Source organism: Paenibacillus sp. BSR1-1 (genome assembly GCF_030403775.1).
Classification (GTDB): domain Bacteria; phylum Bacillota; class Bacilli; order Bacillales; family Cytobacillaceae; genus Neobacillus.
Window position 1 is genome coordinate 46,303 of sequence record NZ_JAQMWQ010000030.1, and the last position, 23,118, is coordinate 69,420.

The 23,118-nt window shown below is 43.0% G+C and carries 23 protein-coding genes and 1 tRNA gene; 1 reads left to right on the top strand and 23 read right to left on the bottom strand.

All coding sequences use genetic code 11. The features are described from left to right. Window positions 1-21 precede the first annotated feature (21 nt). The 8 genes from gpmI to PH210_RS26705 all read right to left on the bottom strand — a co-directional run bounded on the left by gpmI (window position 22) and on the right by PH210_RS26705 (window position 7,838). On the bottom strand, window positions 22-1,554 hold the full coding sequence (gpmI, locus tag PH210_RS26670) for a 2,3-bisphosphoglycerate-independent phosphoglycerate mutase (RefSeq protein ID WP_289989376.1): 1,533 nt from the start codon (window positions 1,552-1,554) through the stop codon (window positions 22-24). Further along, on the bottom strand, window positions 1,547-2,308 hold the full coding sequence (gene tpiA, locus PH210_RS26675; RefSeq protein ID WP_289989377.1) for a triose-phosphate isomerase: 762 nt from the start codon (window positions 2,306-2,308) through the stop codon (window positions 1,547-1,549). The genes gpmI and tpiA overlap by 8 nt, the downstream gene beginning before the upstream one ends. A 28-nt stretch (window positions 2,309-2,336) precedes the next feature. Continuing rightward, window positions 2,337-3,521 carry a phosphoglycerate kinase gene (locus PH210_RS26680; RefSeq protein ID WP_289989378.1) on the bottom strand — a complete coding sequence of 395 codons (1,185 nt, stop codon included), beginning with the start codon at window positions 3,519-3,521 and terminating at the stop codon, window positions 2,337-2,339. A gap of 119 nt (window positions 3,522-3,640) precedes the next feature. Next, window positions 3,641-4,648 carry a type I glyceraldehyde-3-phosphate dehydrogenase gene (gene gap / locus PH210_RS26685; RefSeq protein WP_223592071.1) on the bottom strand — a complete coding sequence of 336 codons (1,008 nt, stop codon included), beginning with the start codon at window positions 4,646-4,648 and terminating at the stop codon, window positions 3,641-3,643. A gap of 50 nt (window positions 4,649-4,698) precedes the next feature. Beyond that, on the bottom strand, window positions 4,699-5,721 hold the full coding sequence (locus PH210_RS26690) for a sugar-binding transcriptional regulator (protein WP_289989380.1): 1,023 nt from the start codon (window positions 5,719-5,721) through the stop codon (window positions 4,699-4,701). 134 nt (window positions 5,722-5,855) lie between these two features. Further along, window positions 5,856-6,107 carry a glutaredoxin family protein gene (locus PH210_RS26695; RefSeq protein WP_289989381.1) on the bottom strand — a complete coding sequence of 84 codons (252 nt, stop codon included), beginning with the start codon at window positions 6,105-6,107 and terminating at the stop codon, window positions 5,856-5,858. 15 nt (window positions 6,108-6,122) lie between these two features. Next, window positions 6,123-7,451 (bottom strand): RNA polymerase factor sigma-54, encoded by a 1,329-nt coding sequence (gene rpoN / locus PH210_RS26700; protein ID WP_289989382.1) that lies wholly within the window; start codon window positions 7,449-7,451, stop codon window positions 6,123-6,125. 315 nt (window positions 7,452-7,766) lie between these two features. Then, window positions 7,767-7,838 (bottom strand) — tRNA-Arg (locus PH210_RS26705). Between the two features lie 207 nt (window positions 7,839-8,045). Here PH210_RS26705 and clpP point away from each other — a divergent pair. Continuing rightward, a complete protein-coding gene (gene clpP / locus PH210_RS26710) occupies window positions 8,046-8,651 on the top strand; it encodes an ATP-dependent Clp endopeptidase proteolytic subunit ClpP (RefSeq protein WP_223592078.1) in 606 nt (201 codons plus the stop codon). Window positions 8,652-9,043: 392 nt separating this feature from the next. On the opposite strand, the gene PH210_RS26715 is transcribed toward clpP, so the two are convergent. The 15 genes from PH210_RS26715 to PH210_RS26785 form a co-directional block, all read right to left on the bottom strand. After that, window positions 9,044-9,301, bottom strand: coding sequence for an HPr family phosphocarrier protein (locus PH210_RS26715; protein ID WP_289989383.1), 258 nt, complete (start codon window positions 9,299-9,301; stop codon window positions 9,044-9,046). A 75-nt stretch (window positions 9,302-9,376) separates the two neighbouring features. After that, window positions 9,377-10,321 (bottom strand): DNA-binding protein WhiA, encoded by a 945-nt coding sequence (whiA, locus tag PH210_RS26720; RefSeq protein WP_289989384.1) that lies wholly within the window; start codon window positions 10,319-10,321, stop codon window positions 9,377-9,379. Window positions 10,322-10,378: 57 nt separating this feature from the next. Then, window positions 10,379-11,362, bottom strand: coding sequence for a gluconeogenesis morphogenetic factor MgfK (mgfK, locus tag PH210_RS26725; RefSeq protein WP_289989385.1), 984 nt, complete (start codon window positions 11,360-11,362; stop codon window positions 10,379-10,381). Then, entirely contained in the window at window positions 11,359-12,252 is an 894-nt protein-coding gene (gene rapZ / locus PH210_RS26730) for an RNase adapter RapZ (RefSeq protein ID WP_289989386.1), read from the bottom strand. Before rapZ ends, mgfK begins: the two co-directional genes overlap by 4 nt. Window positions 12,253-12,271: 19 nt before the next feature. Beyond that, window positions 12,272-12,730, bottom strand: coding sequence for an 8-oxo-dGTP diphosphatase (locus PH210_RS26735; RefSeq protein WP_223592084.1), 459 nt, complete (start codon window positions 12,728-12,730; stop codon window positions 12,272-12,274). A 303-nt stretch (window positions 12,731-13,033) separates the two neighbouring features. Continuing rightward, window positions 13,034-13,984 (bottom strand): thioredoxin-disulfide reductase, encoded by a 951-nt coding sequence (trxB, locus tag PH210_RS26740; RefSeq protein ID WP_289989387.1) that lies wholly within the window; start codon window positions 13,982-13,984, stop codon window positions 13,034-13,036. A gap of 104 nt (window positions 13,985-14,088) precedes the next feature. Continuing rightward, a complete protein-coding gene (locus PH210_RS26745; RefSeq protein WP_289989388.1) occupies window positions 14,089-15,576 on the bottom strand; it encodes a tetratricopeptide repeat protein in 1,488 nt (495 codons plus the stop codon). Between the two features lie 249 nt (window positions 15,577-15,825). Further along, window positions 15,826-16,443, bottom strand: a complete 618-nt coding sequence (hisIE, locus tag PH210_RS26750) for a bifunctional phosphoribosyl-AMP cyclohydrolase/phosphoribosyl-ATP diphosphatase HisIE (RefSeq protein WP_289989389.1) — start codon at window positions 16,441-16,443, stop codon at window positions 15,826-15,828. Beyond that, window positions 16,440-17,201, bottom strand: a complete 762-nt coding sequence (gene hisF / locus PH210_RS26755) for an imidazole glycerol phosphate synthase subunit HisF (protein WP_289989390.1) — start codon at window positions 17,199-17,201, stop codon at window positions 16,440-16,442. Before hisF ends, hisIE begins: the two co-directional genes overlap by 4 nt. Continuing rightward, complete coding sequence (gene hisA, locus PH210_RS26760; RefSeq protein ID WP_289989391.1) at window positions 17,198-17,929, bottom strand: 1-(5-phosphoribosyl)-5-[(5-phosphoribosylamino)methylideneamino]imidazole-4-carboxamide isomerase; 732 nt, start codon at window positions 17,927-17,929, stop codon at window positions 17,198-17,200. The genes hisF and hisA overlap by 4 nt, the downstream gene beginning before the upstream one ends. Then, window positions 17,926-18,555 (bottom strand): imidazole glycerol phosphate synthase subunit HisH, encoded by a 630-nt coding sequence (hisH, locus tag PH210_RS26765; RefSeq protein WP_289989392.1) that lies wholly within the window; start codon window positions 18,553-18,555, stop codon window positions 17,926-17,928. Before hisH ends, hisA begins: the two co-directional genes overlap by 4 nt. 170 nt (window positions 18,556-18,725) lie before the next feature. Further along, a complete protein-coding gene (gene hisB / locus PH210_RS26770) occupies window positions 18,726-19,313 on the bottom strand; it encodes an imidazoleglycerol-phosphate dehydratase HisB (RefSeq protein ID WP_289989393.1) in 588 nt (195 codons plus the stop codon). Between the two features lie 42 nt (window positions 19,314-19,355). Continuing rightward, a complete protein-coding gene (gene hisD / locus PH210_RS26775) occupies window positions 19,356-20,633 on the bottom strand; it encodes a histidinol dehydrogenase (protein ID WP_289989394.1) in 1,278 nt (425 codons plus the stop codon). Window position 20,634: 1 nt separating this feature from the next. Then, on the bottom strand, window positions 20,635-21,267 hold the full coding sequence (gene hisG, locus PH210_RS26780; protein WP_289989395.1) for an ATP phosphoribosyltransferase: 633 nt from the start codon (window positions 21,265-21,267) through the stop codon (window positions 20,635-20,637). Further along, the gene (locus PH210_RS26785; RefSeq protein WP_289989396.1) at window positions 21,260-22,432 is read right to left on the bottom strand and encodes an ATP phosphoribosyltransferase regulatory subunit; all 1,173 of its coding nucleotides are present in this window, start codon (window positions 22,430-22,432) and stop codon (window positions 21,260-21,262) included. The genes hisG and PH210_RS26785 overlap by 8 nt, the downstream gene beginning before the upstream one ends. Between the last annotated feature and the right edge of the window lie 686 nt (window positions 22,433-23,118).

Below are 23,118 nucleotides of genomic sequence, written 5' to 3' on the forward strand. Positions count from 1 at the left end.
TTTTCTCTCCTTAAAATTGGATTATTTTACTAACGATGTACCAGTCATTTCTGCTGGTTTTTCAACATTTAATAAGTCTAACATGGTTGGCGCTAAATCCCCAAGAATTCCGCCTTCACGTAATTCTACACCTTGTTTTGTTACGATAACCGGTACAGGATTTGTTGTGTGAGCTGTCATTGGCTCGCCTTCCAACGTTATTACTTCGTCTGCATTGCCATGATCCGCTGTAATGATGGCTGTGCCGCCTTTTTCAAGGATTAAATCGACAATTTTACCTAAGCACTCATCCACTGTTTCGATGGCTTTGATAGTCGGCTCCAGCATACCTGAGTGTCCAACCATATCTGGATTGGCAAAATTTAAGATAATGGCATCAAATTTATCATTTTGAATTTCGTTTAAGAGCGCGTCCGTTACTTCAAAAGCACTCATTTCCGGCTGAAGGTCATAGGTTGCAACCTTTGGAGAGTTGATTAAAATCCGCTCTTCGCCAGGGAACTTATCTTCGCGGCCTCCGCTCATAAAGAAGGTGACATGCGGATATTTTTCTGTTTCAGCGATGCGCAGCTGCTTCAAATTATTTTGCGACAGCACTTCACCTAATGTATTGTCTAAGTTAGTCGGTTTAAAGGCTACATAACCATCAACCGATTCGCTGAAGTGTGTTAAGCAGACAAAGAACAGATCCTTCGGATGCTTTGGCCCGCGGTCAAACGCGCGGAAATCTTCGTTCGTGAACGTGTTGGAAATTTGAATTGCACGGTCCGGACGGAAGTTATAGAAAATCACAGCATCATTGTCCTGAATCGTGGCAACCGGTTGACCATCTTCTTTTGTGATCACGGATGGAAGCACGAATTCGTCAAAGATTCCATGAGAATAGGAATCCTCCACAACCTCTAACGGATTGCTATAAGATGGTCCCTCACCGTATACCATTGAACGATAGGACTTTTCGACGCGCTCCCAGCGCTTGTCCCTGTCCATTGAATAGTATCTTCCAGAAATGGTGGCAAATTCACCGACACCATACTCCTTCATTTTATCCAGTGTCTGCTGAATATATTTTGCAGCAGTCTTAGGACCGACATCACGGCCATCAAGGAAGGCATGAACATAAACTTTTTCCACGCCTTCTTCTTTAGCCAGCTTAAGCAGGGCAAACATATGGCTGATGTGGCTGTGAACACCACCATCAGATAGTAAACCGAATAAATGAAGGGCTGTACCGTTTTTCTTCACATGCTCCATGGCGCCGGTGAAGGTTTCATTTTTTTCAAACTCACCTTCGCGGATCGCAATGTTCACACGTGTTAAGCTTTGATAAACGATGCGGCCGGCACCGATGTTCAAATGACCAACCTCAGAGTTTCCCATTTGTCCTTCAGGAAGACCTACCGCTTCACCTGAAGCTGTTAAGTGGGAATGTGGGTATGTGCTCCAAAACCGGTCAAAATTTGGTTTTTTTGACTGTGCCACGGCGTTCCCTTTTGTTTCACCCCTACATCCAAATCCATCAAGGATGATGAGAGCAACTGGAGATTTACTCATACTTGCCTGCCTCCAATAATTGCAGGAATGATTGTGCTTCAAGGCTGGCTCCGCCAACTAATGCACCATCAATATCTGACTGTGCCATATATTCTTTAATATTTTCTGGCTTCACGCTGCCGCCATATTGAATTCTCACTGCATCGGCAACATCTTGTGAAAATTGCTGAGCAATTACTTGACGGATATGGGCACATACGTCATTGGCATCTTTAGAAGTAGAAGATTTACCAGTTCCAATTGCCCAAATTGGTTCGTAAGCAATGACTGTTTGTTTTACTTGATCCTCTGTTAAACCAGCTAGTGCTTTCGCAACCTGTTCACCAACTAATTGGTTTGTTTCACCGTTTTCACGCTGTTCTAACGTTTCGCCGCAGCAAACGATTGGAGTTAAATTGTATTTAAAGGCCGCAAGAGTTTTCTTGTTAACAGAATCATTAGTTTCATTGAACATTTCACGACGTTCAGAGTGTCCAATAATCACATATTGTACGCCAAGGTCAGCAAGTGCCTTAGGGCTGATTTCTCCCGTAAACGCACCGCTTTCTTCAAAGTGCATGTTTTGGGCACCTATTTTCACATCGCTGCCTGCAGTTACTTCTAAAAGGTTTTGTAAAAATAAAGCAGGTGCACAAATAACTGAATCCATCTTATCAGGAGCAGGTACAAGTCCTTTTACTTCTTCTGCAAAGCTTTTTGCTTCCGAAATGGTTTTGTTCATTTTCCAGTTTCCTGCAATGATCGGTTTACGCATGGAGGCACATCCTTTCTGGTGAAAAAAATTATTTATCGTTTAAGGCCACAACGCCTGGCAATGCTTTGCCTTCCATAAACTCAAGTGAGGCACCGCCGCCTGTAGAAATATGGCTCATTTTTTCCGCTAAATTAAACTTTTCAACGGCTGCTGCAGAATCTCCGCCACCGATAACAGAAAAAGCGCCTTCTGCTTCCGCAAGTGCTTCTGCAACTGCTTTTGTTCCGCCAGCAAATTTATCGATTTCAAACACACCCATAGGTCCGTTCCAAATCACCAGCTTTGATTTTTGAATGACATCACGATAGATTTCCGCCGTTTTTGGTCCAATATCAAGAGCTTCCCAATCAGCAGGAATTTCTTCGATTGAGACTTCTTTAGTGTTAGCATCTGCAGAGAAATCATCAGCAACAATGGCGTCAACTGGCATGTAGAAGTTAACACCTTTCTCCTTTGCTTTTTCCATAAATGACTTAGCAAGGTCGATTTTATCTGCTTCTAGCAGAGATTTACCGATTTCATGTCCTTGTGCTTTTACAAATGTATAAGCAAGGCCGCCGCCGATAATTAAGTTATCTACTAATTCAAGGAGATTTTCAATGACACCAATCTTGTCCTTTACTTTCGCACCGCCGATAATCGCTGTAAAAGGACGCTCTGGATTGGAAAGAGCCTTGCCAAGAACTTCAAGTTCTTTTTCCATTAAAAAGCCAGAAACGGCTGGAAGATAATGGGCCACTCCTTCAGTTGAAGCATGGGCACGGTGTGCAGCACCAAAGGCATCATTCACATAAACATCAGCAAGTTCAGCAAATGCTTTTGCAAGTTCCGGATCATTCTTTTCTTCACCAGGATAGAAACGAACATTTTCAAGCAGAAGAACGTCGCCTTCGTTCATGGTATCGATCATTGCCTTAACAGTATCACCATAAGCTTCATCAGCCTTTTTCACTTCTTTGCCAAGAAGCTCAGACAGTCTAACACCCACTGGGGTTAAGCGCATTTCTTCGACAACTTTACCCTTTGGACGGCCAAAATGGCTTGCTAAAATCACTTTTGCACCATTTTCTACTAAATACTGAATTGTTGGCAATGCTGCACGGATTCGTGTTTCATCCGTAATCTTTCCATCTTGCATTGGAACGTTGAAATCAACCCGGCAAAATACGCGTTTGCCTTTTACATCGACATCTTTTAAGGTTTTCTTGTTCAAGTAAAGGACCTCCTACATATGTAAGTAGCAATAAAAAAGGAGAGGGGGAATCCTCCCCACTCCCCTTGGAATACCATTAACCATTATAAAGGATTTATCGTTGGAAATTCAATCCAATATTATAGGCCTTTTGATGCAATGTAATCAACTAAGTCAACAACACGGTTTGAGTAACCAACTTCGTTGTCGTACCAAGATAATACTTTTACCATGTTGCCTTCAAGAACCATTGTAGATAATGCATCGATTGTAGAAGAAGCAGTGCTTCCGTTAAAGTCTGTAGATACTAATGGAAGCTCTGTGTAAGCTAAAATGCCTTTTAATGGGCCTTCAGCTGCCGCTTTTAAAGCTGCGTTAATTTCTTCAGCTGTTACTTCTTGGTTTAATTCAGCAACTAGGTCCACAACAGAAACGTTTGGAGTTGGAACGCGCATTGCCATACCATTTAATTTGCCCTTTAATTCTGGTAAAACTAAAGCAACCGCTTTTGCCGCACCCGTTGTTGTTGGGATCATATTTTCAGCAGCAGCACGTGCACGACGGTAGTCTTTGTGCGGCAGGTCAAGAATTTGTTGGTCATTTGTGTATGAGTGAACAGTTGTCATCATACCGCGCTTGATTCCGAAAGTATCGTTTAACACTTTAGCAAATGGCGCTAAGCAGTTTGTTGTACAAGAAGCGTTTGAAAGTACGTGGTGGTTAGCCGCATCATACTTGTCTTCGTTAACACCCATAACGATTGTGATATCTTCGTTAGACGCTGGAGCAGAAATGATAACTTTCTTAGCACCTGCTTCAAGGTGTTTCGCAGCATCTTCACGCTTTGTGAAACGCCCAGTTGATTCAACTACTACATCCACACCAAGGTCGCCCCAGCCAAGCTGTGCAGGGTCGCGCTCAGCGATAACCTTTACTTTGTGTCCGCCAACTACTAGGTATTCACCGTCAACTGTTACATCTTCAGCAAGAGTTCCGTGAACAGTATCATATTTTAAAAGATGAGCAAGCATATTTGCATCTGTTAAATCGTTAATTGCCACGATTTCTACATCGTTATGTTTTAATGCCGCACGAAATACGTTACGACCAATACGTCCAAATCCATTAATACCAACTTTAACTGCCATGATAAAATTCCTCCTTTTATTTGGGTAAAGATGTATATTTTTAAAAGGATTTACCCTTTCAATAACCTGGTTGCCACACCTTCATCAGTGATTAAAATCGTTGATGCCGGCGCTTGTTTCATATAGGCTTTGATTGCTTTTGCCTTAGAGGCTCCCCCTGCGACCGCAATTACGTTCGGAATGTTTGCCAAGTCTTCAAGCTGGAGACCAATCGTCATAACCTTGTGGACAATCTCGCCTTCTTCATTAAAATAGTAACCAAATGCTTCAGAAGCAGCTTTTTCCTGCTCAAGCTTTTTTAAGATACTAGGACTGCTTTTTCGCCTTTCGGCCATTGTGATAGCATCCCCTATTCCGTGAAGAACCATGCTTGCTGACCTTATTAGGTTTAATACCTCATGAATGTCAGGTTCTTTAATCAGCGATTCGTAAATCTCCATACTGACTTGGTCAGGAACATAAAAGACGCGATGCTTTGATTGAGTGTTTTGAGACATAATCGAGCTGATCGTGTTTGCTTGATTATGGACATCCTCCCCCACTCCGCCGCGGGCTGGAACAAACAATAATTCCTTATTCGAAAGCTCTGGCGAAAGCCTTTCTGCCACAGCAGCCATTGTAGACCCGCCTGTTACTGCGATGATATTTTTTCCTTCAAGAAGCTTTTTCATGCAAGCTGCACATGCCTTGCCAAGCTCACCTTTAACCATGGACGACTCATCACTGTCACCAGGTACAATAATGACTTTTCGAATGCCCAGCCGGTGTTTTAATTCCAGCTCCATGACATCCATACCCTTTAATTCACGCATGAGACCTTCCAAATCTTCTAGTAAATTTTTCCCCTCGTCAGTCAAACTCATTCCCACATTGTTAGTGTAAATAAGATTCTGATCTTTGAGGAAGTCTACTTCACTACGAAGAATTCTTTCGGTAAAGCCAAGGCTGACAGCTAAACTTCTTCTTCCTACCGGCTGCATAAATCCTATGTAACGCAGGATAGAATAACGTTTTTGCAGGACTTGAAGGAAATCGGGTAATAATCTTTTTGTGATATCGATGAATGACTGCATGATTACCATGCTCCTTTATAATATGTTGCTGGTCAAAAAATGTCCACCCTAGACATATTATGTCCCACCTGATCCAAAAAAAAATCACCCTTGCTACATTTTTCATTGTAACAGGAGTGAAAACCTATTTCAACTTATAAATCCGCCTTTTTTTCCTGTAAACGGTTACTTATGTCAAATTTGTTAATCATCCCATAGGCAACCTCTTCCCCATCGAGATGAACAACCGGTATCATCAATCCATAAAGCTCGGTTAATTCATCACTTTGTTCAATATCGATTTCTTTGAGTTCGAAATCCCACTCCTTTTTAAGCTCAAGAAGCTCTGACTTTGCCTTCTCGCAAAGCGGGCAGCGATTTCTAGTATATAACGTAATTTGCGGCATTGATTTGTTCCTTCCTTAATTAAATCTTTTTCTTTTGGATGAGGACGGAATCCCCAGTTGGTCGCGGTATTTGGCAATGGTCCGCCTTGATACTACGATTCCCTCTGCCGTCTTTAATTGATCCACAATTTCCTGATCTGATAACGGTTTTTCTTTATTCTCTTTTTCTATCAACCTGCTAATAGCATTTTTAACTTGGGTGGAGGAGGTATTTTCATCCTCTGAAACCGTTTGGATTGTACTGGTAAAAAAGGATTTTAACGTAACGGTTCCTACTGGCGTTTGCACGTATTTTTCCCTTACAGCACGGCTGACGGTGGATTCATGAATATCTAGTTCTGCGGCCACTTCCTTCATCGTCATAGGCACTAAATATTGCGCACCTTTTTGAAAAAAAGCAGGCTGCTTCTCGACAATCTTTGCTACAACCTTCGTCAGTGTCTCTTTCCGCTGTTCAATGCTTTTTAAGATCCATTGGTAATCCTGGAATTTTTCCTGTAAAAAACGGTTTACCTGAGTATCCTGGTCTTTGAATTTTTTATAGTACGTTTCATTAAAGCTTATCCTTGGAATCGGATCATCAAACATCCGAACCGTTAAACCATCTTCATTTTGTTCGATAATTGCATCGGGCGTAATGTAGGCGGCGCTAGCAGCTCCCCCGGTTAAAATCGATGCAGGCTTTGGGTTAAGAACCTGAATCTCATCGAAGACATCTTGAATTTCCTTTAAAGTAACCTGAAGCTCTTTTGAAATCTGCTTCCATTTCTTTTCAGCAAAAGGAACAAAATAGTTTGCCATAATATTTAGGGCAAGCTCATTATTAGGATTTTGATAATAAATTTGCATCAAGAGGCATTCTTGAAGGTTTCTAGCGCCTATTCCTGCTGGCTCGAGCGTTTGCAGGACGGCTAAACATTCATCTACTAAATCCTCTGATACCTTTAAGCGTTCAGCAATTTCACTGAAATCACCCAAGAAGTAACCGTTTTCATCAAGATTCTGAATAAGATGGCGAATGACTTTTAATTGTTCCGCAGACAATTTTTTTATGTTTAATTGTGAAATTAATTGCTCTTCTAACGAAAATTTCTTTTCGGCAATTTGGTCAATCCAGTCTTTTTCTTCTTTTTGGTGTTTGCGGCGATTTCGATCGATTAGGGGATTCATGGGCTTTACATTCGCATGCTCCACTTGAATAAGGGGATTTTCCAGCGCCTTATTTTCCAAAAAAGCTGTCAGTTCCTGCGCTGAATATTGCAATAAGGCAATCGCCTGGGACAATTCCTGCGTCATCGCGAGTTTTAATGTTTGCTGTTGCCATAATCCTGCCTTTAAATTCATGTTAATCTCTCCCCCTTATATTCTATTTTACATGAAAGAAGGGGTTTTGGGGTATGGAAATTGTTAATAGAAAAGCGAAAGCGCCTTCGGAACAAGCGGAGCTTGTTCCTGCGAGGATTATTCTAAGAAGTGGTCCTTAGTGCTCAGCGGCGAAAAGCATAAGACGATACGGCGGGAAGGTCGCTCTTTGACCTTCTCGACGGATTGGCTGTAGACCTGCGAGCCCCTAGGCGCTATAGCTGGACAATTCTCAAAGTAAAATTTTAATACAAAATAAAAACCCCCTGTTTTTGGAAAAACAGAGGGCTTTCATGACGCGCTCGGAGGGAATCGAACCCCCATTTTAAGAACCGGAATCTTACGTGCTATCCGTTGCACCACGAGCGCAAAATTATTAACGACTTACCTATTATATGCCACATTCCTTCACATTGCAAGTAGAAAATGGGTTTAAAATAAACTAAACTGGATAAGATGAATTAGGGAAAGCTGTCGAACATTTTTAAAGTCAAACCGTTTGACCTTTATTGACCATCCAGTGTATGATAACAATACATAATGTTTTTACCTTTTCTAATCAAAGGAGGAAAAAAAATGAATTTGATCCCTACAGTAATCGAACAAACAAACCGGGGCGAAAGAGCATATGACATCTATTCCCGTCTGTTAAAAGACCGGATCATCATGCTTGGAAGCGCCATTGATGATCATGTAGCAAACAGCATTGTTGCTCAATTATTATTCCTTGAAGCTGATAACCCAGAAAAAGATATTTCCCTTTATATCAACAGCCCTGGCGGAAGCATTACTGCCGGTATGGCCATTTATGATACAATGCAGTTCATTAAGCCAAACGTGCAAACAATCTGTATCGGTATGGCAGCATCTATGGGTGCATTCCTTCTTGCAGCAGGTGAAAAAGGAAAGCGCTATGCCCTTCCAAATGCCGAAGTCATGATTCACCAGCCACTTGGCGGTGCACAAGGACAGGCAACCGAAATCGAGATTGCTGCTAAGCGCATTCTTTTCCTTCGTGAAAAATTAAATGGGATTTTAGCAGAACGTACTGGCCAGTCTCTTGAAGTAATCAGCAAAGACACTGACCGCGATAACTTCATGACTGCTGAACGCGCGAAAGAATATGGTCTAGTCGACCACATTATTACTCGTAATTCTCTTGATGATAAAACTAAAAAGTAATTGTTTTGAGCAACTGGCTTTAGGGCCAGTTGCTTTTTTAATGATAGAACCATCGGCTTCTTTTTTATCCTCTCTCGGGCACTGTCGGCTCTTCACAATGACCGCTGGCTTCTTTTTTGATCTTCCCGGGCACTGTCAGCTCTTCACAGTGACCGCTGGCTTCTTTTTTAACCTCTCTCGGGCACTATCAGCTCTTCACAGTGACCGTCAGCTTCTTTTTCAACCTCTCTCAGGCACTGTCAGCTCTTCACAGTGACCGCTGGCTTCTTTTTTGATCTTTCTCGGGCACTGTCAGCTCTTCACAGTGACCGCTGACTTCTTTTTTAACCTCTCTCGGGTACTGTTAATTATAATAAAAAGGGTTCGGCATCCTAATATGCCAAACCCTTTTTTTAATGTTCCTTCTGAATAAAATCAGATAAAGCATGGATGGCGTTTTCTTCGTCATCGCCGTCTGCAATAATATTAATCACGACACCCGAGCCGACTGCTAAGCTCATTAAGCCCATAATGCTCTTGGCATTTACTTTCTTGCCATCTTTCTCTAGAAAAATATCGGCAGAAAACCGGTTGGCTTCCTGGACAAAAAGGGCTGCTGGGCGCGCTTGAAGTCCTGTTCTTAATTTTACTTCTACTTCTTTTACTAGCATAATTGTATTCCTCCTCATGTTTTTTCTCTTTATATCTTTGAAGCTTATTCAAAATTTCACAAACTATTCTAGTTTCTAACTTCCCATTTCCCCAACACGCAGCTTCTCGGCGATGTCATCAATTTTTCTTAAGCGATGATTGATTCCCGATTTACTGATAGTGCCGCCGGAGACCATTTCACCAAGTTCTTTTAAGGTGACATCAGTATAATTTAAACGAAGCTCGGCAATTTCCCGCAGCTTTTCCGGCAGGATTTGCAATCCTACTGTTTGATCGATAAAGCGGATATTTTCGACCTGCCTGATGGATGCACCAATCGTTTTGTTGAGATTTGCGGTTTCACAGTTTACCAAACGATTAACTGAATTCCGCATATCCCTTACAATTCTTACGTCCTCAAACCGCAGCAAAGCATTGTGGGCACCGATAATATTTAAAAACTCGGTGATTTTCTCCGCTTCCTTTAAATAAGTAATATAGCCTTTTTTCCGCTCAAGTGTCTTACTGTTGAGCCCGAATGTATTCATCAATTCGCACAAAGAATCATTATGTTCTTTATAGAGCGAAGCAATTTCTAAATGATAAGAAGACGTTTCTGGATTATTGACAGAACCACCGGCAAGAAATGCACCACGTAGATAAGAACGCTTACAACACTTCTTTTTGATCAATTCCGGTGCAATATCATGAATAAAGGTAAACCCTTCACCAAGAATTTTCGTGTCCTCAAGAATCTCCTTCGCCTGTTCGGATAAACGTACGATATAGACATTATTCTTTTTCAGGCGCATCTTCTTTCGTACTAGCAATTCTACCTGAACTTGGTAGCTTTTTTTCAATAACGTATAAATTCTTCTGGCAATCGCAGCATTTTCGGTTTGAATATCGACAACTAACTTACGATTTGAAAAGGAAAGGGAACCGTTCATGCGAATTAAAGCGGATAGCTCTGCATGAATACAGCAAGTTTTCACTTCCAAGTTAGTTAATTCCTTTTTCGTTTCCGAAGCGAAAGACATTCCCCTCACCCCAATCACTTACTGTAGTAATAAACTTTTTCAACAGGTATATCTTATTTACGCTTTATACCGCTTTTTGGTTTCAGTAATCAGCAAATTATATAAAATTTTCGCCACTTTTTTGGGATCGTGCCGAAGTGCCCCATTTTCTAAATAAGCGATTTCGGCATGTACGACCTCAATACCAAGTTCGAATAACTCCGGCAAATCGTATGGCACCGGCTGAGCCAGCTCTTCTTTGTAGCGGAGCTGTACATCCGGCGGAACTTCTTCATTATTTACAAGAATGGTATCTATAAAAGCGCAGCTCATATGAGCATAAAGAGCCTTTACATGGTCGCTTGCAGAATACCCATGTGTTTCTCCAGCCTGTGTCATCAAATTACAGATATACACCTTTTTAGCATGTGAACGGCACACTTCATCCCCTAAACGGGGAACAAGCAGATTAGGCAATATACTGGTATACAAGCTTCCCGGGCCAATGATGATTAAATCAGCCTGCCGGATCGCTTGAATCGTTTCTGGCAGCGGACGAATTTCGGTTGGTGTCATAAAAACCTTTTTGATTTTTTTACCAGAGTAAGGAATTTTCGATTCTCCGGACACAATCGTGCCATCTTCCATTTCCGCATGCAAAATCACACTTTGATTCGCGGCCGGCAATACTTTACCACGAACATTCAAGATTTTACTCATCTCTTGAATGGCATGAACAAAATTCCCTGTAATCGAGGTCATCGCCGCCAGGATTAAATTTCCCAGCGAATGTCCTGAAAGTTCATTCGATGTTTTAAAGCGATGCTGAAACATTTCCTCAACAAGGGGTTCAACATCGGAAAGGGATGCTAAAACATTGCGAATGTCACCTGGAGGAGGGATATGCAGGTCCTCGCGCAGCCGTCCGGAGCTTCCCCCGTCATCGGCAACTGTCACAATGGCGGTAATATCAACAGGATACTGCTTTAAACCACGCAATAATACCGGCAATCCTGTCCCCCCGCCAATGACGACAATGCGAGGCTGTCTTAACTCTCTCATGTTGTTTTATCCTTTCTCCTCTCAATGTCACGGTGTGAAACACAAGTCTTGTAATCATTTTGGAAATAACGGCCGATGTGTTCAGCTAAGGCCACGGATCGGTGCTGCCCGCCTGTACAGCCAATAGCAATCACTAGCTGGGCCTTCCCTTCCCGCTTGTAGTGCGGAAGCATGAAACTTAGCAAATCGGTAACTTTCTCCAAAAATTTATGCGTCTCATTCCATTTCAAAACATAATTGGAGACTTCTTCATCCAGGCCTGTTTTCGGACGCATATGGTCGATATAGTGCGGGTTCGGCAGGAAGCGTACATCGAAAACAAGATCCGCATCAATTGGAATCCCGTGCTTAAAGCCAAACGACATGACATTGACAGTAAAGATTAGTTGTTTATTCGCGGTAAATTCCGTTAATATCTTCTCACGTAATTCACGTGGTTTCATCTGGGAAGTGTTGTAAATTAATTGAGCACGCCCTTTTAACTCTTCAAGGAGCTCCCGTTCGAGAGTGATGCCTTCCAAAGGAGAGCCGGTTGGTGCTAGCGGGTGTGAGCGCCTGGTTTCTTTATAGCGTCGGACTAAGGTTGCATCATCTGAATCTAAAAATAAAATCTGCGGATTCACCCAGGAAGTTTCTGCCAGATCATCTAAAGCCTTAAAAAGGTGATCGAAGAACTCTCTTCCCCTTAAGTCCATGACAAGGGCAACTTTATTCATTTTATTCCCTGATTCCTTCATTAGTTCAAGGAATTTCGGAAGCAGTGTAGGAGGTAAATTGTCGACACAGAAGAACCCCAAATCCTCAAAGCTTTGAATTGCCACAGTTTTTCCAGCTCCGGACATTCCGGTAATAATGACCATCTGAGTGTCGCTTGTCGAACCGGTACTCATTTCCCATTCCCCCTGTTATTTAGCTTGGATCTAATCGATAGCTGATCAGTGCAAAATCTTTTGTATACGTAAAAGTACCGTAGATGATTCCTTTTCCATGAATCATATAATCAATAATATGATAATCACCAGCGGCCATTGGCAGATTTTTAATCTGATTGATAGGATGCCACTCCAGTTTTCCTTCTTCCGATTCATCCAAATCCAGTCCATCAGAATCGGCAGCCACGAAGGTGAACATCATCCATTCAGATAAAAGCTGGTCGCCCTCTTTCATAATAAAGGTAAAAATTCCTTTTAATTGTGGGTTTTTTAAGTATACTCCGGTTTCTTCACGGTATTCCCTAATGCAAGAGTCCCGCACCGATTCGCCTGGCTCCATTTTCCCACCCGGAGCAACCCACCAGCCGCGCCTCGGTTTCTGCAGCAACAATACTTTATCATCTCTTATTAATACGCAATTAGTGACACGCTGCACAATACACACCTTCTTACTAAAGCGTAAGCGCCTTGAAATATCCTGATATAATTCATTTCATTATACTATTTTTAGGTTACAGTCACAATGAATACAAATTTGATATTTCTGTTAATATTTATCGTGGCGAACTTATTTATTTGCAGCAAACAAAAAAATAGCGCAGGCTGCTGGACCTGCGCTGGAAAAGGTATATATTTTTAAAGGGGGTCAATTTCCCTTATCATACCTTATCAATATTTCACTATTGTTACAGGAGAGTTAAAACCGAGTAACTTTTTTGGAAGCGTTTTCCACACTCTATTATTGTTTTAATTTCATTTCTTCCTTTAATTCTTCAACAAAATGAGCGGCACTTGATGCAGCGATGCTGCCGTCACCGGTCGCTGTAACAATCTGGCGAAGTGTTTTTTCACGTATATCCCCAGCTGCAAAAATCCCTGGAACCTTCGTTTCCATCAACTCATTCGTTTCAATATAACCATTTTCATTGGTAATTCCAAGGCTCTCAAATGGCTTAGAAAGAGGGACCATTCCGATATAAATAAACACACCGTCTGCTGGCAGTTCCTTTTCTTCTCCATTTTCCGTCGAAACCAGCGTTACGCTGCCCACTTTTCCATTTGTATCATTAATCGATTTCACCGTATGATTCCAGATAAAGTCAATCTTTTCGTTGGCAAAAGCACGGTCTTGAAGAATTTTTTGCGCGCGCAGCTGATCACGGCGATGAACGATAGTAACTTTGGAAGCAAAGCGGGTTAAGTAAACGCCTTCTTCGACTGCAGAGTCGCCGCCGCCGATAACATAAAGCTCTTTACCTTTGAAGAACGCTCCATCACAAACCGCACAATAGGAAACGCCGCGGCCGCCTAGCTCTTTTTCACCGGGAACACCGACTTTTTTATACTCAGCACCGGTTGAAATAATCACGGAATAAGCTTTATATTGTTTAGAACCAGCGGTTACAACTTTATAATCGCCATGATCAACAATTCCTTTAATATCGCCATAGGCATATTCAGCACCAAACTTTTTTGCATGCTCAAACATTTTGGTGGATAAATCAGGGCCTAAGATGCTCTCAAAACCCGGATAGTTTTCTACGTCCTCGGTATTGGCCATCTGACCGCCTGGCATTCCGCGTTCAATCATAAGCGTAGAAAGATTTGCACGTGATGTATAAACAGCCGCTGTCATCCCAGCTGGACCGGCACCGGCAATAATAACGTCATAAATTTTTTCTTCAGACATGCTGTTTCACTCCTTAAATAAAAAAAACGATTAAGTTTAGTATTTCCAACTTAATCGTATAAAACAATGATATTATAGTCTAATTTTATGCTCAAATTGACAGTCTAGTTAAGATAGTCATTCACTAATTTTACATATTTTCCAATCGTGGCAGACGATACTCCGTAGCGTCCGGCAATCTCTTGCTGAGACACTTTTTCACTGCGCATTTTATGCCAGACATATTCCACTGCAGCTGCCCAGGCCCGTTTATTTTTCAAATGGACATTTGCTTTGGAAACTTCAATGAAAACTGAAAACCACATAAGGTAAAGCCCAGCCTCAATGGTGCCAATCGGCTGATAGTTTTCATAAAAAATCTCAGCAATTTCTTGGGCATCAGCTGCTACCGTTGGTCTTCCTGAGCGGATAAGAGATATATATTCTTTTTCCAAGGCAGTGAATTTTTGATTTTGAATCACCCGTTTTGAAGTGAGAATCTCCTCTTTTTTATCGGAAACGGTTGTTAGGAAAAGGGCAAATAAGCGTTCTTCGGCATAGTCGCTTTCGAGTTTTTGAAAAATGGATCCGGAATGATCCTCAAACCCGGCTGCCTGCTCCATATTCCAAGGTTCAGTACCTTCTTTATCAGGATTGATCTCAATTACTTTTTTCCAAATATTGATTGCAAAGGTTTCATTACCAGTATAATAAGCAGAGTAAGAGAGCCAGTAATAAAACGGTCCATCACCATTAAAACCATGCTTATAGAGCTTTTTCAACCATAAATAGGCATGTTCATATTCGCCGACCAAAGCGAAAGAGGCACCTAATTTAAATTGATGTTCGCTCAGTATCGGTTGAATTTTTTTCAAGACTTCAAGCAGATTTGTAACGTTTTCGGCTTGACCTTGATAATGTGCAAACACCAGCATGTTGCATAGGGCATGCAGATTCCCCGGATTCCGTTCCAGGACATCGTCAAGAATGGCTTTTGCCTTTTCCGCTTTCCCTAAGTAAAAATAGGCGAGCGCTAAGTTGTTATAAGCAGACCAGTATTCAGGATATTCTTTGACGACATCGTTTAACAGTTCAATTGCCTTTGGAAAGTACCCTGACTCCAGCAGGTCGCGGGCCTGTTCCTGTTTGACAATCAGATCATCCTCTTCATAAAGCTCTTCCTCAAACTCATCGGATTCAAGAGTTAGCAGTTCAAGCAAATCCTCTGTGTCCTCTGAAAAATCACCATCCGGGTCAAGCTGTAAATATAGCTTGGCATGGTGATAAGCATCTTTAAAAAATCCCAAATGGGCATAATTATTTGCTAAAAAGTAGTGGCACTCCACCATTTCTGAATCCAGTTCTTCAAGGATGAGATGCAAGAGTCGGTTGGAATTTTCAAATTCGCCCAGTTCTGTTGACACGATCGCCAACTGGCATGTAATCATCGGTTCACCCGGCTCAAGCTGTATCGCCCGCCCAAGATATTTTTTTGCTTTAGTAAAATCACGTCGATGGTATGCCTTTAAACCTTTCGTGAAATAATATTCCCCCGTTGGAACAAATGTAAGGATTTTCCCCTTTTGAATTCTTGCCTTTGCGTCTTTAACCATGAAGTCCTCCATCATCCTTTAATAACTAATGTAGTATAACACATTTCCGAGTTGTCCGAGAAGGGCTTTGATGTAGAATTAATCCGAGTGAATTCGCAGTTTTCCACCTGATTTCCAACATTTGTAGAATCCGATATTATTTTTGAAGAATTCGGACCAGTTTTTGTAGAAAGCAGCGTAATTTTTGTAGAAGCATTCCAATTTTCGTAGAATTCAGAAGTTATTTTGTATGAAAAAAACCGATCCCCACTAGGACCGGTCTTTGTGTCTTTCTTCTAATGTCCGCAGCACTTCGCGGAATGGGAGCCCCTGTTCCACTAACAATACCTGCAAGTGGTAAAGCAAATCTGCTGCTTCCCAGCGAAGTTCTTCGTGATCGCGATTTTTCGCGGCAATGATAACTTCCGCTGCCTCTTCCCCGACTTTTTTCAATATTTTATCGACGCCTTTTTCAAAAAGATAAGTTGTGTACGCCCCTTCAGGCCGCTCCTGTTCGCGCTCCAAAATAACTTTTTCAAGCGTTTGTAAGATTTGATAGTCCTCAAGGTTTGTTTTTCGCTCTAAAACGCCTTCAGAAAAACAACTTACCGCGCCAGTATGGCAGGCTGGCCCTTTTGGGTAAACAAGCACAAGTATGGCATCCTGATCACAGTCATAGTTGATGCTTACGACCTTTTGCGTATTGCCGCTTGTCGCTCCTTTATGCCACAATTCCTGACGGGAGCGGCTGTAGAACCACGTCTCCCCCGTTTCAATCGTTTTGGCGAGCGATTCCTCATTCATATAGGCGAGTGTCAACACTTCTTTTGTTCCGGCATCCTGAATAATTGCAGGCACGAGGCCCTTTTCATCAAATCGAACGTTCATCGAACGGTCACTCCTTTTTCCCGCAAATAGCTTTTGACTTCATGAACCGAGGTTTCTTTGTAATGGAAAATCGAAGCTGCCAGCGCTGCATCGGCTTTTCCATCTAGAAAAGCTTCTTCAAAATGAACGGCATTCCCGGCACCGCCGGAGGCAATCACCGGAATGGTTACTGCTTCACTTACAGCTTTTGTTAGTGAAAGATCAAATCCATTTTTCTCGCCATCACTATCCATGCTTGTTAATAAAATTTCTCCAGCGCCAAGTTCTGCTGCTTCCCTGGCCCATTCGATTACCTTCTTATCAGTAGGCTTTCGGCCGCCGTGGGTATAGACACGCCACTCCCCAAGTTCTTCATCATACTTAGCATCAATGGCCACAACAATACATTGTGAACCAAAGAAGTCGGCTCCTTCCCTGATTAATTCAGGATTCAAGACAGCGGCTGTATTCAGGGAAACCTTATCTGCACCGGCACGGAGAATCCGCTTCATATCTTCTAATGCATTAATACCTCCGCCAACTGTGAATGGAATTGCGAGTTCAGAGGCGACTGCTTTGACAACTTCGACCATTGTTTTTCTGCCTTCAACGGAAGCTGAGATATCAAGAAACACCAGCTCGTCTGCCCCTTGTTCATCGTAAAAGCGCGCAAGCTCTACTGGATCCCCGGCATCGCGAAGCTGTACGAACTGGATCCCCTTCACAACCCGGCCTTCTTTTACATCAAGGCAGGGAATGATTCGTTTTGTCAGTGTCATTTTGCCCCCACCTCTTCCAGCGCTTCCTTCAAGGTAAACCTGTTTTCATACAGGGCTTTTCCAACGATGGCCCCGCCAATGCCTTTTTCTACAGACAATGCCTTTAAATCTGCAAGACTGCTGACTCCGCCTGAGGCAATGACATTTTTGCCAGTTACTTCAGCCATTTCACAAACAGCGCCTATATTTGGACCTTTTAACATACCATCAGTTGCAATATCGGTAAATATAAACGTTTCCGCTCCCGCATCAGCAAAGCGTTTGCCGAGGTCCACAGCCTTCAGTTCTGAAGTATCGATCCAGCCATGTGTAGCCACATAGCCATTTTTCGCATCAATTCCTACAGCAATTTTCGCGCCGTATTTTTTAATCATATCAATTGCAAATTCAGGATTAGAAACGGCAATACTTCCGATGATGACTCGATCAATACCACTTTCAAGATAATGGAGGATGTCTGCCTCGGAACGAATGCCGCCGCCAATTTGAATTTTTACCTTGTTTAGTTTTTGCGCAGCCTCAATCACGAAACGGTCATTGACACGCTTGCCATCTTTCGCACCATCAAGATCAACCATGTGAATCCACTCGGCCCCTTCTGCCGCAAATTGCTGCGCCATATCAAACGGCGAATCGCCGTAAATCGTTTCTTTGCCATAGTCCCCCTGAAGAAGACGGACGCAGTTTCCTCCGCGCATATCAATCGCCGGATAAATCGTGATGCTCATCGAATTGCCTTCCTTTCTTCTACCATTATTAAAAAATTATTGAGAAGGGCCATCCCCAGCTTGCTGCTTTTCTCAGGATGAAATTGCATCCCGAAAATATTATTCCTGCCCACAACCGCTGAAACTTGTTCATGGTAGTCAGCTTTTGCAAGGAGCACATCGGAAGACTTTTCAGCATTTACAAAATAGGAATGCACAAAATACACATAATCTTCCTCAAGGTTTTTAAGTAAGGGTGATTCTTTTACGAATTCTAGTCTATTCCAGCCCATATGAGGAACCTTATATTGATCACCATCAGGAGTCCGGCCCGGGAAACGGCGGACACTGCCTGGAAGCAGCCCGAGTCCTTTTGTAAAGCCATTTTCCTCACTGCTTTCAAACAGCAGCTGCATACCAAGGCAAATCCCGAGCAGCGGTTTTCCTGTCTTTGCAAATTCCTTGATCATATCCGCTGGCAGCCGCTCCATCGCATCGCGGAACGCACCAACACCCGGAAGCAGTAACGCATCTGCCTGCAGCAATTTATCTTGATCAGCGGAAATAAAATAATCAGCACCTAACCGTTCAAGGGCCTTGCTAACGCTGAAAAGATTTCCCATACCATAATCCACAATGCCAATCATTTAAAACATTCCTTCCATGCTGTCTTTTCATGGTGCCTGACACCATCCGTGGACACTTCACAATATATGTTCGTCTGGAATGGACACTGTTGCTCGCCATAAAAGGTGTCCTTTCCAGGTGGACAAATGATTTGAAATGTCTTTTTGTGGTGCCTGACACCATTCGTTTTCTATAACATACCCTTTGTGGATGGAACTCCTTTGATGCGCGGGTCGATTGTGGTTGCATCGTCAAGGGCTCGTCCTAATGCTTTAAAAACAGCTTCGATCATATGGTGTGTGTTTTTACCGTAATGAACTATTACGTGGAGGTTCATTCGCGCTTCAAGGGCGAGTTTCCAGAGAAATTCATGAACGAGTTCGGTATCAAAGGTTCCAACCTTTTGTGACGGGAATTCCGCCCGCATTTCGAGGTGCGGGCGGTTGCTGAGGTCCACGACGACCTGGGCAAGTGCCTCATCCATTGGAACAAAGGCATTTCCATAGCGCTTGATGCCGCGTTTATCTCCTAGTGCCTCGCGAAGGGTTTGTCCTAAACAAATCCCAATATCCTCGGTTGTATGGTGGTCATCGACTTCGATATCGCCTTTCGCATCAACTGTTAGATCAAATTGACCGTGTTTTGTAAACAAATCGAGCATATGGTCCATAAAAGGCACGCCCGTTTCAAGATTGGAGCGGCCTTCCCCGTCAATCGCTAACGATAGCTGAATCTTAGTTTCATTTGTATTCCGTTCAATGCTTGCTACTCTTTCCATGAGATTGGGATCCCCCTTGAGTTTTTTAATTCCGCAAATAAACTACTTACGATCATTTTCTAATCTTATTTCGACGGCCCGGGCGTGGGCCTCAAGCCCTTCCATACGGGCAAACGCCGCAATTTTTTCGCCATTATCTTTTAAGGCTTTTTCACTATATATAATCACGCTTGATTTCTTTTGAAAATCATCTATGTTAAGCGGACTTGAGAATCGTGCTGTTCCATTGGTCGGGATCACATGGTTCGGACCTGCAAAATAATCACCAACAGGCTCAGAGCTATAACGGCCGATAAAAATGGCTCCGGCATGGCGAATTTTCCCTAGCAGCTCCATTGCGTTTTCTGTAATGACCTCTAGGTGCTCAGGCGCCAGCTGGTTGACCGTTTCAACCGCTTCCTCTATATTCGCTGTTACATAAATGGCACCGTAATCGTTAATAGATTGGGCGGCAATTTCTTTCCGTGGCAAAAGCGCCAGCTGCTTTTCGACTTCTTGTGAAACCTCTTCAGCCAGGTTCTGTGACGGAGTGACTAGAACGCTGCAGGCACGCGGATCATGCTCAGCCTGTGATAGAAGGTCCGCTGCTACCTCGTCGGCCCTTGCTGTTTCATCTGCTAAAATAGCAATCTCACTTGGTCCGGCAATCATATCGATGTCAACGTCGCCATATACCTCACGTTTTGCCAGCGCCACATAAATATTTCCTGGGCCAGTAATTTTATCAACGGAGGCGATGGACTCGGTTCCATAGGCCAATGCAGCGATGGCCTGAGCGCCGCCTACTTTATAGATCTCTTTGACACCTGCTTCCTTTGCCGCAACAAGAACGGCAGCAGGTATTTTTCCTGCCCGGTCCGGCGGTGACACCATGACAATTCGTTTAACCCCTGCCACCTTTGCCGGTATCACGTTCATCAGAACCGATGAGGGGTAGGCAGCTGTTCCGCCAGGTACATACACGCCAACCGAATCAAGCGGGGTTATTTTTTGACCAAGAACGGTTCCGTTCTCCTCTGTCGTCATCCATGACGGACGCAATTGTTTTTCGTGAAACTTTCGGATATTTTCAGCCGCTTCTTGGACAATAGAAATGTATTGTTGGTCAACCTGCTCGTAGGCCTCGTTTATTTCTTTTTCATTTACGAAAAAAGAATCTAAAAGGACACGGTCGAACTTTTCCGTATATTCTCTTAATGCCTCATCGCCACGACTGCGAATGTTGTCAATTACCTCTTTAACGACTTCCTGCTGCTCGGAGGTCCCGGCTTCAATGGAGCGTTTGATTGATACTCCTTCAGCAACTTTTAGTATTTTCATGTTAACAAACCTCCACAACATCACTAAGTCGTTTCACTAGATCGTTAATTTTTTGGTCCTTTAAACGGTAGCTGACCGGATTCACAACCAGGCGGGATGTGACATCGACAATTCTTTCATATTCAACCAAACCATTTTCCTTTAATGTCCGTCCTGTTGAAACGATATCGACAATACGATCGGATAAACCGATTAAGGGTGCAAGCTCGATCGAACCATTTAATTTAATAATCTCAACCTGCTCCCCTTGCTCGCGAAAATAAGCTTCGGCCACATTTGGATATTTTGTCGCTACTCTTGGGGCAACGTCATTCATTTTGGTATCTGGAAGACCGGCCACTGCTAAGTAGCAATAGCTGATTTTGAGGTCAAGCAGCTCGTAAACATCGCGCTCTTCCTCAAGCAATACGTCCTTACCAGCAATCCCGACATCCGCGACGCCATGTTCCACATAGGTAGCAACATCCATTGGCTTTGATAAAATAAACCTTAATTCTTCTTCAGGGACCTCGATGATCAATTTACGCGAATCATCAAATTCCGGGGGCAGCTGGTAGCCGGCTTTTCGCAGCAATACTACCGCTTCTTCAAAAATGCGCCCTTTTGGCATTGCAATGGTTAATATATTATTCATCGCCGCGCCCTCCTACATAAAAGGTCGTATTGGCAAACTTCTTCGTGAATGCATCGATATTTTTTACTCCAGTGATATCCTGAAGTACCGCTTTTACACCTTGTTCATGCATGCTTTTGGCCAATTGAAAAGCTTCCTTGCGCCGCTCCTGGCTGAAAAAAATACAGTGGGTTGAATTGTCCGTTTTGGTCTCTCCCAGTCCTTCTAAAAGCATATCAATGCGAACCGCAAATCCTGTTGCACTTGCATTTTTTCCAAACTTTTCAATCAAGCTATAGCGGCCTCCATTGCCAATTGGGAAGCCCACATTCCCGGCATATACTTCGAAGAGAATTCCCGAATAGTAGCTCATATGGCTGACAATCGTAAAATCAAACTTTACATGCTCTTGGATGCCATAGTCGTTGACCACATCCCATAATTCCTTCAGCTGCAGGATGGCCAGCTTCCCTTGCCCATTTTCAATTAAGTCGAGGGCCTTGCCAATAACCTCCTCGCCGCCGCGCAATTCTAGGAATTGGAGAAGGCGCTGTTTATCGATTGACGACAGGTTAAGCGAATTAACATGCTCCCGATAGCCGACATAATTTTTTTCATATAAAAATTTTCGTAAGGAATCAGCCCGTTCTTCCGTTCCAAGGATTTGCAAAAATAATTCCTGCGCAAAGCTGATATGTCCAATGGATACTTGAAATTCCTGCAAGCCTGCATTTTTCAAGGAAGTGACCAATAAAGAAATAACTTCACCGTCACAGGTAACCGTTTCGTCGTTTAAGGATTCAATCCCAATTTGTTCGAACTCGGCTGGCCGGCCGCCCTCGCGCTGTTGGGCCCGAAATACATTCGCGGAATAAGCAAGGCGGACGGGAAGATCCTCTTCCAGCAGCTTTGATGCCGCTACGCGGGCAATTGGTGACGTCATGTCAGGCCTCAGCACAAGTGTGTGACCTTCTTTATCTAATAATTTAAAAAGCTGCGCATCAAGAATAGCTGATGCAGCTCCAACCGTTTCGTAATATTCCAGGGTAGGTGTTTCAATAAACTGATAGCCCCAAAGTTTGATCGTTTCCGCCATTAATGAACGAACACGATGCTTTTTTTCAAATAACTCCGGTAGCGTGTCCCGCATGCCCAAAGGCTTTTCAAACATAAACAAGCGACTCATCCTGTTCATCCTTTATCATTAATTTTCCTTTACTCTGCTAAAGTGCTAATAAGTTAAAGTTATCTGTAGTTTACCCCTTATGTGATTTTTCGTCAATGAAAAAATCCTAGTGATATAGATAGTTTCTGCAAGCCTGGGAAAAATCCCGCAGGTTTTTGAAGTTTTTTCGCGGATTTGGGTGGGAATTCCGCAAAACTTGAGTATGATTCCGCGGATTTACGCAGGAATTCCGCAGTCTTTCCTATTTTATTCCGCGAACTGCCAATCATTTCGCATGTTTTTGATTAGTTTCCGCGGATTCGAGGGGGGGTTCCGCGAGAATTGAGCACTTTTCCGCCGATTCGAGCTGGAATTCCGCGGACCCTCCTATTTATTCCGGAACTGCCATTCATTTCGCAGGTTTTTGATTTGTTTCCGCGGATTCGAAGGGGGATTCCGCGAGAATTGAGCACTTTTCCGCCGATTCGAGCTGGAATTCCGCGGACCCTCCTATTTATTCCGCGAACTGCCATCCATTTCGCGGGTTTTTGATTTGTTTCCGCGGATTCGAAGGGGGATTCCGCGAGAATTGAGCACTTTTCCGCCGATTCGAGAGTCAAGTCCTGATTATTGTGTAAAATCAAAAGCAATTGTTTTCAGCTCTACCTTTTATGATCTTTATCCATACCCTTTCATTTTTTGGGGCG